The following is a 9,169-nucleotide window of genomic DNA, read 5'->3' on the forward strand; positions in this document are numbered from 1 at the left end:
GAAAGGTCTCGGCCCTCAGTCCGGCCTGACCAGGTGGGGGGCGGGCAGCGCCTACGGTGTGCGGGTGAACTTGACCGACGCCAGTCCGTTCCGACCGGACCTCTGGTATCCCGTCCCGGGTTTCGAGCTGACCGACGTCACCTACCACCGCGCGGTGGACGCGCCGGTCGTCCGGGTGGCCTTCGACCGGCCGGAGGTGCGCAACGCTTTCCGACCGCACACCGTCGATGAGCTCTACCGCGTGCTGGACCACGCCCGCCGGTCCTCCGACGTGGGGGCCGTGCTGCTGACCGGCAACGGTCCCTCAGCCAAGGACGGCGGCTGGGCCTTCTGCAGCGGCGGCGACCAGCGCATCCGCGGCAAGTCCGGCTACACGTACGCCGATGACGACGCGCCTGGGGAGGTTGATCCCACGACGATGGGCCGGCTGCACATCCTGGAGGTGCAGCGGCTGATCCGGTTCATGCCGAAGGTGGTGATCGCCCTGGTCAACGGGTGGGCGGCCGGCGGCGGGCACAGCCTGCACGTGGTCTGCGACCTGACCGTGGCCAGCGCCGAGCACGCCAGGTTCAAGCAGACCGACGCCGCGGTCGGCTCCTTCGACGGCGGCTTCGGCTCGGCCTACCTGGCCCGTCAGGTCGGGCAGAAGTTCGCCCGCGAGATCTTCTTCCTCGGCGGCGAGCACGACGCGGCCGACGCGATGCGGATGGGGATGGTCAACCGGGTCGTCCCGCACGCCGAGCTGGAGGACGCAGGGCTGGCCTGGGCTCGCACCATCTGCGCCAAGAGCCCGACCGCGGTCCGCATGCTGAAGTTCGCCCTGAACGCGGTCGACGACGGACTGGTCGGTCAGCAGGTCTTTGCGGGGGAGACGACCCGACTCGCCTACATGACCGCCGAGGCGGCCGAAGGTCGCGACGCCTTCCTGCAGAAGCGCGAGCCGGACTGGTCGGCCTTTCCTTACTACTACTGACCGCACCTGACGGACGGATCTGGACGGGCCTACCGCCGGCGGTCAGCCGACCGCGGTATCGACCCCGCCGCCGGGCTGATAGCTGGACGAGCGGGACCGGTGGGCGCGGACGGCCGCCTGCACCCGTCGTTCGAGGGCGAGCTTGGTGAAGATCACCGACACCTGCTTGGTGATGGAGTCCTCGGCGATGCTGAGCTGCGCGGCGATCTCGCGGTTGGTCCGGCCGGCGATGGCCAGGTCGAGGATCTCCTGCTCGCGCTCGGAGAGCCGGCTGCCCTGGTTTTCGGTGCGCGGCTGGGGCCAGGACGCGTCGGCGGGGTTGGTGCGGACGATGCCGCGCAGCCGGTCGAGCAGCTGCCCGGTCGCGACCGGGTCGAGCAGCGACTCACCGGCCGCCGCGCGGCGGATGCTCTCGACGATGGTCGGACCCTGGATCTGCTTGATCAGGTAGCCCGCCGCTCCGGCCATCACGGCGGCGAGGTGGGCCTCCTCGTCGTCGTGGGAGGTCAGCATCAGACAGGTGATGTGGGGATAGCGGGAGCGGATCTCGCGGCCGACGTCGATGCCGTTGCCGTCGGGCAGACCGATGTCCAGCAGGGCCAGCTGGGGGTGGGCGCCGGGCAGCAGGCGCAGCGCCTCGGCCGCCGTACTGGCTTCGCCCACGATCTCGAGGTCCGGCGTGGCGCCCAGGAGACCCGCGAGGCCGAGGTGCACGAAGGTGTGGTCGTCCAGGACGAACACACCGATCCGCGGCGACCGCGGTGCCCCTGCGTTGTCGACCAACTTCGCCTCGATTCTCCCGGCGCGGCACCCACCTTCGTGCCGGCGCACTCCCCCGAGGCTTGTCGGCTCATCTTCTCACAGGGCTGTCACCGAACTACAGTCCATTGACAAGACAATTCAACCCAGATGGACGACCTCAGTGCGGCTCGGCCTCAGTCCACAACGCCGTAGAGGCGGTCGCCGGCGTCCCCGAGCCCCGGCACGATGTAGCCGACGTCGTTGAGCTTGTCGTCCACTCCGGCCAGGACGAGGGTGCAGGGGACGCCGAGCCCCTCGAGCAGCCCGCTCAGCCGTTCGATGCCCTCGGGGGCGGCGATCAAGCAGATGCAGGTGATGTGGTCGGCGCCGCGGCCGACCAGGAACTGGACGGCTGCGGCGAGCGTCCCGCCGGTGGCGAGCATCGGGTCCAGGACGTAGCACTGGCGGCCCGACAGGTCCTCGGGCAGCCGCTCGGCGTAGGTCGCTGCCTCGAGCGTCTGCTCGTTGCGCACCATGCCCAAGAAGCCGACCTCGGCGGTGGGAATCAGCCGGGTCATCCCTTCCAGCATGCCCAGCCCGGCGCGGAGGATGGGCACGACGAGTGGTCGGGGTTGGGAGAGCCGGACGCCGACCGCGGGCGCCAGCGGAGTCTGCACGGCGTACTCGGTCACCCGGACCTCGCGCGTCGCCTCGTACGCCAGCAGGGTGACCAGCTCTTCGGTCAGCCGCCGGAAGGTCGGGGAGTCGGTTGCTCGGTCGCGCAGCACGGTCAGCTTGTGCGCGACGAGCGGGTGGTCGACGATGCGGAGGTCCACCTGAGCCACGTTAGTGGTCATCTCCGGAAGTTCGTCCAGGGTCCAGCGTCGTCCAGGTATCGGTGTCGTGTCGGCTGGGAAACTCTGACACGATGGGGCCGCGACCCGACGGTCGCACCGGGGCGGGGCAGCGTGGAGGAGGCGGGATGTCGGACTTCGATGACGATGAGTACGAGTCCTTCGGCGTGGACGGCGCCGGTGGTCCGGCCGTGGTCCAGCCTGTCGCTCCGCTCGAGGACGACGAGGACGACGAGGACGACGACGAAGACGACCTCGAGGACGCGGCGGACGACGAGATCGACTTCGTCATCGCGGCCTACCGCGAGGACGGCCAGCCGCTCGTGCAGGCGTTGGCCTCCGACCTGGCGAACGACCTCGAGGAGCTGATCGTCCAGCTCCGCCGCTTGCCGGGTGACGCCGGCGCTCTCGGTTTCGTGAGCCTGGTCGAAGAGGTGTTCGTGATCGTGCGGGTCCGCGGTCAGCACGTGCAGGTGCTGCTGAACGACGCGGCCGCGGCCGGGGACTGGCCGGTCGCGCGGGACGTGGCCGACCTGCTCGGGGAGGACATCCCCGACCCCGAGGACGAGTCCGAGCCGATGGGTGACCTCGGCATCCTCGCCGACCTCGGGATGAGCGACTTCGACCTCGGCACCTTGATCGACAACCTCGACCTCGGCAGCGACCAGATGTTGATCGAGGTGGCCGGCAAGATCAACCTCAACCCGCAGTTCCAGCGGGTGGCCGAGCTCGCGTTCCGTTCCTGAGCCCTCCCTTCGGGTCGCCGCGGTGAGCACGCTCTCCTGGGCCGACCCGATGCGGCTGGCGCTCGAGCAGGGCCGACGAGCCGAACAGCACGGCGACGTGCCGGTCGGGGCGGTGCTGCTCGCTCCGGACGGGGCCGTCCTGGCCGAGGCCGGGAACGAGCGGGAGCTGACTGGCGACCCGACCGCCCACGCCGAGATCCTGGTGCTGCGCCGCGGGGCGGCGGCCCGGGGGGAGTGGCGGCTGACCGGCTGCACGCTCGTCGTCACCCTCGAGCCGTGCACGATGTGCGCCGGAGCCCTCGTGCTGGCCCGCGTCGACCGCCTCGTCTTCGGTGCGTACGACCCCAAGGCGGGTGCGGTGGCCTCGCTCTTCGACGTGGTCCGCGACCGCCGGCTCAACCACGCCGTGGACGTCCGCGGCGGCATCCTGGCCGAAGAGTGCGGCGCTCAGCTGCGCGACTTCTTCGCCCGGCGCTGACGCCGATGATGCCGGCGGGCTCAGCCACACGCGCCCTGAGCTTGGTCGTTGGCCTCGAAGAGGTTGCGCTGACTGTCAGGAAGAGTGGTCGCAACCCCTTCGGGGCCCTCGACAAGCTCGGGACGCGTTGCTGGATTCGTTGCCTGCTCGAAGTCGGCCTTGTTCGGCCCCTCGAGGGGTGCCTTCGATTAGTCGGATCGGGCGGACCTTCGGTAATCTCTTCGGCGGTGGCGTGTCTGAGCGGCCTAAAGAGCGCGCCTCGAAAGCGCGTGAAGCGCAAGCTTCCGAGAGTTCAAATCTCTCCGCCACCGCCAACGTGGTCGAAGCGAAACGCCGGTCGGCGCCCAGGGAGGTGCAGGCCGGCTTTTCGGTCCCGTCTCAGGTCCGGCCCGAGCACGGCCACGACCGTGACCCGTGCGATTTCACGGCGGCGACAGCCTGATCGTGAGCGTACGGATCGTGCCGTCCGGGTCGGACTGACTGACCTGTCCACGAGCCCCTTCGTAGTCGTCTGTCCCGCCGACGATCGCCAACGTCTGGGTGGTCAGCTGGTTGAAGTCGCGGTCGAAGATGGCCACCCCGTGGGCGATGACCTGGCCCCTGGGCAGGTCGGCTGTCACATTGTCGAACAAGAAGGTGCCCTCGTACTGGAAGAGCATGCTGCCCTCGGGGAAGAACCTGTCGTCCGCGTCGGCCACCCGGAGGGTCGAGCAGGCTCGACCGGCGCCCTATCCTCGGCGAACCCGGTCGACGTTTCCTCGCGGCAACATCGGTCAGGGACAATGAGCGCATGATCGACCTCGACCTCATCCTGCTGGTGAGCGCGGTGGTCGTGATCGTGGCTATCGTGGCGGCCCGCGTCGGCTCCAAGGTGGGCCTGCCCTCGCTGCTGCTCTTCCTCGCCCTGGGCATGGTGCTGGGCGAGTCCGGCTTCGGCATCCACTTCGGCGATGCGGACCTGGCGCGCGCTCTCGGCTTTGCTGCGCTGGTGGTGATCCTGGCCGAGGGTGGCCTGACCACCAAGTGGGCCGACATCCGCTCCTCAGCCGTCCTGGCGACCGTGCTGGCCACCGTCGGAGTCGGGATCAGCGTGGGTCTGATGACTCTGTTCGGCCACTACGTGCTCGGCCTCGACCTCTGGATCGCGGTCCTGCTCGGGGCGGTGACCTCACCGACGGACGCAGCGGCGGTCTTCTCGGTGCTGCGGCACGTCCCCATCCCGCAGCGGCTACGAGGAGTGCTCGAAGCCGAGTCCGGGCTGAACGACGCTCCGACGGTCATCGTCGTCGGACTCGCCAGTGCCGCGGCCCTCGGACACCCCTCAGAAGGAGGCGTCGCCGGGATCGTGGGGCTGATCCTGCTCGAGCTGGTCGCCGGCCTGGCAATCGGCGTCGCCCTCGGCTGGGTGGGAGCACAGCTGCTGCGCCGCGTCGCACTGCCCTCCTCCGGCCTCTACCCGTTGGCGACCATCGTCTGGGCGATCTTCGCCTACGGGGTGGGAGCCGTAGCCCACACCAGCGGCTTCGCGGCGGTCTACGCCTGCGCGCTGGTGCTCGGCAACGCCCAGCTGCCGCACCGCACCGCCACCCGCTCGTTCGTCGAGGGGGTCGGCTGGATCGCCCAGATCGGGCTGTTCGTGATGCTCGGACTGCTCGCCTTCCCCGACCGGGTGACGGTGCGCGCGGCCGTGGTCGGGGTGCTGGCCGGGCTCTTCCTGACCTGCATCGCCCGGCCGGTCGCGGTCTACGCGTCGGCGGTCTGGTTCCGGGTGCCGCTGCGCCAGCAGGGGTTCCTGTCCTGGGCGGGGCTGCGTGGCGCGGTGCCCATCGTGCTGGCCACCATCCCGCTGTCCGAGGCCGTCCCCGGATCCGAGTTCCTCTTCGACGTCGTGCTCGTGTTCGTGGTCGTCTTCACCTGCCTGCAGGGGCCGACGCTGCCCTTCGTGGCGCGTCGCCTCGGGCTGCTGGACGACCAGGCGGCCACCGACGTCGAGATGGAGGTGGCTCCGTTGGACCGGATCTCCGCCGACATGATCCAGGTGCGGATCCCGGAAGGCTCCCGGCTCGCCGGCGTCGAGATCGGGGAGTTGCGGCTGCCGCCGGACACGGTGGTGACCCTGATCATCCGCGGCGCCGCCCCCTTCAACCCCGCTCCCCGGGAGCGGATCCGGGTGGGCGACGAGCTGCTGGTGGTCACCCCGTCGGACTTCCGCGAGCGGACCGAGGAGCGGCTCCGGGTCGTGGGTCGCGGCGGCCGGCTGGCCGGCTGGCGCGAGGGCGGCCGGACCGGACGCCGGGTGCCGCTCAGCCGCCGGTGACCGAGCTCGGGGTGGCGGTGGCCTGCGCGGGCAGGCAGACGGTCGTCGCCTTGACCGTGTAGGTGGTCTTGGCGCCCTTGCGGAAGCCGCCGTAGTCGTTGCCGACCAGGACCTCGACGGTACGGTCGGGCCGCTTGTCGGCGCGCACCACCGCACCCTTGAAGAAGCCCTTGACCAGCAGGACCTCAGGGTTCTTGGCCCCGGCGCCCACGATCACCGTCTTCTGGATCTTCTCCCCGGTGTTGCCGGTCTGCTGCACCTTGAAGCCGCGGTCGCGCAACGACCGGCCGACGTCACCGGCCAGCCCGCGCTTGTCGCCGCCGTTGTAGACGCTCACCGTGACCTGGCTCGACTTCAGCTGACCCTTGCTCACGGGCTGGTCGACGCACGGAGTGGGCGGGGCGGGCGGGACGGTGCGGATGACGTTCGTCCAGCCCCACCACGCGCCGTAGCTCAGGATCGCGAGCAGGATCAACAGGGTGAAGGGCGTGCGGACAGCGCGGAAGATGCGACCGACCAACGCTCCTCCTTGTGCGGGGGTCTGAGCCTTCGGCGGTGGGCCTCCAGCGGCCGGGTCCACGTCCTGGCTAGCCGCGAGACTACCGGGCGGTCGACCTACTTCAGGTCAAGCACCCGGGCGTGCATCGTCTGTCGCTGCTGCAGGGCCGCGCGGAGCGCCCGGTGCAGGCCGTCCTCGAGGTAGAGGTCGCCGCGCCAGGACACCACGTGGGCGAAGAGGTCGCCGTAGAACGTCGAGTCCTCCTCGAGCAGCGCCTCGAGGTCGAGCGTCCGCTTGGTCGTGACGAGGGAGTCGAGCCGGACCTGGTGCGGTGCGATGGCAGCCCACTGCTTCTGCACGTACCCGTGGTCGGGATACGGGCGGACGTCCCCCACACGCTTGAAAATCACGGAGCCACTGTAGTCAGGACCAGGCGGTCGCCGCAGACGTCCGTCGTTACGATCTGGACATGACCGATCTTGCCCCGGCTTCTCCTGCGCCGTCCTCGCCCGCCCCGGCGCTGTCGGCGGCGGCGAGCGCGATCGCGGCGGGCTACACCTTCGACGAGCCGGCGATCGAGCTGGGGGTGCTGATGGAGGACGGCACCCCGGTGCCCTCGGCCGTCGTCCGGATCCCGCTGTCGATGCTGAACCGGCACGGCCTGGTCGCCGGGGCCACCGGGACGGGCAAGACCAAGACCTTGCAGCTGATGGCCGAACAGATCTCCGCAGCCGGGGTGCCGGTCTTCGCCGCCGACATCAAGGGCGACCTGTCCGGGCTGGCCTCCCCCGGCCAGGTCAGCGACAAGCTGACCGCCCGGACGCAGAAGATCGGTCAGCACTGGCAGCCGACCGCCTGTCCCACCGAGTTCTACGCCCTGGGCGGCGAGGGCCTCGGCGTCCCGCTCCGGGCCACGATGAGCTCGTTCGGTCCGGTGCTGCTGTCGAAGGTGCTCGGCCTGAACGCCGTCCAGGAGTCCTCGCTCGGTCTGGTCTTCCACTACGCCGACACCGCGGGGCTGCCGCTGCTCGACCTCGCCGACCTGCGCGCGGTGCTGACGCACCTGACCAGCGACGAGGGCAAGGCCGAACTGAAGGGCATCGGTGGTCTCAGCGCCGCCACGGCCGGGGTGATCCTGCGCTCGCTGGTCACCCTCGCCAGCCAGGGTGCGGAGAGCTTCTTCGGCGAGCCCGAGTTCGACACGGCCGACCTGATGCGGACGACGGCGGACGGCCGAGGCGTCGTGTCGCTGCTGGAGCTGCCGAACCTGCAGGACCGGCCGGCGGTGTTCTCCACCTTCTTGATGTGGATGCTGGCCGACCTGTTCCACGAGCTGCCCGAGGTCGGGGACGTGGACCTCCCCAAGCTCGTCTTCTTCTTCGACGAGGCGCACCTGCTGTTCGCCGACGCCTCCAAGGCGTTCCTCGACGCGATCGCGCAGACCGTGCGGCTGATCCGCTCCAAGGGCGTCGGCATCTTCTTCGTCACCCAGACGCCCAAGGACGTGCCCGACGACGTCTTGGCCCAGCTCGGCTCCCGCGTCCAGCACCAGCTGCGGGCGCACACGCCGAACGACGCCAAGGCGCTGAAGCAGACCGTGGCCACCTTCCCCAAGTCGGACTACGACCTGGCTGACGTCCTGCAGCAGCTCGGTATCGGCGAGGCGGTCGTCACGGTGATGGACCCCGACGGCGCACCGACCCCGGTGGCCCGGACCCGGATGCAGGCGCCCCAGTCGTTGATGGCGCCCACACCGGAGGACGTGCTGCGTCCGGGTATCGCCTCGTCCGCGCTGATGAGTCGCTACGGCCAGCCGCTGGACCGGGACTCCGCCCAGGAGATGCTCGCCCGCAAGCTCGAGGCGGGCGCCGCGACGGCGGCGGCCGAGCAGCAGGCCAAGGAGGCCGCCGACCGCGACGACGCCGAGGCGAAGCGCCGGGACGCCGACGACCGTGTCGAACGGGACCGGGCACGGCGTCCCGCGCCGCGTACCCGGACGGCGTCCCGCCGCCAACCGAAGAGCGTCGTCGAAGAGGTCGTCAGCTCCTCGGTGTTCAAGCAGTTCGCCCGCAGCGCCGGCCGGGAAATCGTCCGTGGACTGTTCGGGGCGGCCCGCCGCCGCTGAGGCCGGCGGGCCGCCCACCGGCTCAGGCCTGCACGACCTGGCCACGTCGATCCAGCCGCTGACCGGCGTCTCCGACCGGCCGATGACCTCGACGAGCGGATCGGGCTGATCGGCATGCGGGTCGGGAGCGACGGGGGCCGGGTTTACCCGAAGCGCTGGGCTCAGGCCGTCCGGTCGAGACGGGGGCCGGCAGCGTGGAGCTCAGCGAAGCTGATCATGGTCGTGAAGTTGATCATGGTCGGGCTGGTGATCTTGTTCCTCAACACGGATGCGGCACCTCCTCTCGGATCTCGTTCATGATCAGGACCCGTTCGGGTCTGTGGTGGTGCAACAGCAGGGAAGGCGGCCCGGTGGCCGCGACGGGTTAGTCCGGGTTAGCCCCAATACCGTTCAGTTAGGGTCGGCCGATGGTGTAGGTTGGCGGGCTCTGGGGCTG

Annotated in this window: 10 protein-coding genes and 1 tRNA gene; 6 read left to right on the forward strand and 5 right to left on the reverse strand. The window is 70.2% G+C overall.

Going from position 1 to position 9,169, the window contains the following annotated elements; translation table 11 throughout:
* Positions 1 to 64: 64 nt before the first annotated feature.
* Positions 65 to 973, forward strand: a complete 909-nt coding sequence (locus ACFE76_RS06645) for a 1,4-dihydroxy-2-naphthoyl-CoA synthase (protein WP_375430951.1) — start codon at positions 65 to 67, stop codon at positions 971 to 973.
* 42 nt (positions 974 to 1,015) lie between these two features.
* Here the strand turns inward: ACFE76_RS06645 and ACFE76_RS06650 are convergent, their stop codons facing one another.
* Both ACFE76_RS06650 and upp read right to left on the reverse strand, forming a co-directional pair.
* Positions 1,016 to 1,756, reverse strand: a complete 741-nt coding sequence (locus ACFE76_RS06650) for a response regulator (RefSeq protein ID WP_375430952.1) — start codon at positions 1,754 to 1,756, stop codon at positions 1,016 to 1,018.
* 152 nt (positions 1,757 to 1,908) lie between these two features.
* A complete protein-coding gene (upp, locus tag ACFE76_RS06655) occupies positions 1,909 to 2,571 on the reverse strand; it encodes a uracil phosphoribosyltransferase (protein ID WP_375430953.1) in 663 nt (220 codons plus the stop codon).
* A gap of 125 nt (positions 2,572 to 2,696) precedes the next feature.
* On the opposite strand from upp, the gene ACFE76_RS06660 reads away from it, so the two are divergent.
* The 3 genes from ACFE76_RS06660 (at position 2,697) to ACFE76_RS06670 (ending at position 4,106) form a co-directional block, all read left to right on the forward strand.
* Positions 2,697 to 3,314 (forward strand): tRNA adenosine deaminase-associated protein, encoded by a 618-nt coding sequence (locus tag ACFE76_RS06660; protein WP_375430954.1) that lies wholly within the window; start codon positions 2,697 to 2,699, stop codon positions 3,312 to 3,314.
* A 49-nt stretch (positions 3,315 to 3,363) separates the two neighbouring features.
* Entirely contained in the window at positions 3,364 to 3,792 is a 429-nt protein-coding gene (gene tadA, locus ACFE76_RS06665; RefSeq protein WP_375430966.1) for a tRNA adenosine(34) deaminase TadA, read from the forward strand.
* Positions 3,793 to 4,018: 226 nt separating this feature from the next.
* Positions 4,019 to 4,106 (forward strand) — tRNA-Ser (locus ACFE76_RS06670).
* A 108-nt stretch (positions 4,107 to 4,214) separates the two neighbouring features.
* Here ACFE76_RS06670 and ACFE76_RS06675 read toward each other — a convergent pair.
* Positions 4,215 to 4,490, reverse strand: coding sequence for a hypothetical protein (locus tag ACFE76_RS06675; protein ID WP_375430955.1), 276 nt, complete (start codon positions 4,488 to 4,490; stop codon positions 4,215 to 4,217).
* Between the two features lie 92 nt (positions 4,491 to 4,582).
* On the opposite strand from ACFE76_RS06675, the gene ACFE76_RS06680 reads away from it, so the two are divergent.
* Positions 4,583 to 6,109 (forward strand): potassium/proton antiporter, encoded by a 1,527-nt coding sequence (locus ACFE76_RS06680; protein WP_375430956.1) that lies wholly within the window; start codon positions 4,583 to 4,585, stop codon positions 6,107 to 6,109.
* Here ACFE76_RS06680 and ACFE76_RS06685 read toward each other — a convergent pair.
* Positions 6,096 to 6,629 (reverse strand): LytR C-terminal domain-containing protein, encoded by a 534-nt coding sequence (locus ACFE76_RS06685; protein ID WP_375430957.1) that lies wholly within the window; start codon positions 6,627 to 6,629, stop codon positions 6,096 to 6,098. The genes ACFE76_RS06680 and ACFE76_RS06685 overlap by 14 nt on opposite strands.
* A 95-nt stretch (positions 6,630 to 6,724) precedes the next feature.
* Complete coding sequence (locus ACFE76_RS06690) at positions 6,725 to 7,018, reverse strand: type II toxin-antitoxin system VapB family antitoxin (RefSeq protein ID WP_375426293.1); 294 nt, start codon at positions 7,016 to 7,018, stop codon at positions 6,725 to 6,727.
* Positions 7,019 to 7,077: 59 nt separating this feature from the next.
* On the opposite strand from ACFE76_RS06690, the gene ACFE76_RS06695 reads away from it, so the two are divergent.
* On the forward strand, positions 7,078 to 8,733 hold the full coding sequence (locus tag ACFE76_RS06695; RefSeq protein ID WP_375430958.1) for a helicase HerA-like domain-containing protein: 1,656 nt from the start codon (positions 7,078 to 7,080) through the stop codon (positions 8,731 to 8,733).
* The last annotated feature ends 436 nt before the right edge of the window (positions 8,734 to 9,169 follow it).

The organism is uncultured Friedmanniella sp. (genome assembly GCF_964244005.1).
Lineage (GTDB): Bacteria > Actinomycetota > Actinomycetes > Propionibacteriales > Propionibacteriaceae > Microlunatus.

Coding starts and splice junctions, on each gene's coding strand:
- upp (WP_375430953.1), bottom strand. CDS start 2,571: ATGACCACTAACGTGGCTCAGGTGGACCTCCGCATCGTCGACCACCCG.
- ACFE76_RS06680 (WP_375430956.1), top strand. CDS start 4,583: ATGATCGACCTCGACCTCATCCTGCTGGTGAGCGCGGTGGTCGTGATC.
- ACFE76_RS06695 (WP_375430958.1), top strand. CDS start 7,078: ATGACCGATCTTGCCCCGGCTTCTCCTGCGCCGTCCTCGCCCGCCCCG.
- tadA (WP_375430966.1), top strand. CDS start 3,364: ATGCGGCTGGCGCTCGAGCAGGGCCGACGAGCCGAACAGCACGGCGAC.
- ACFE76_RS06660 (WP_375430954.1), top strand. CDS start 2,697: ATGTCGGACTTCGATGACGATGAGTACGAGTCCTTCGGCGTGGACGGC.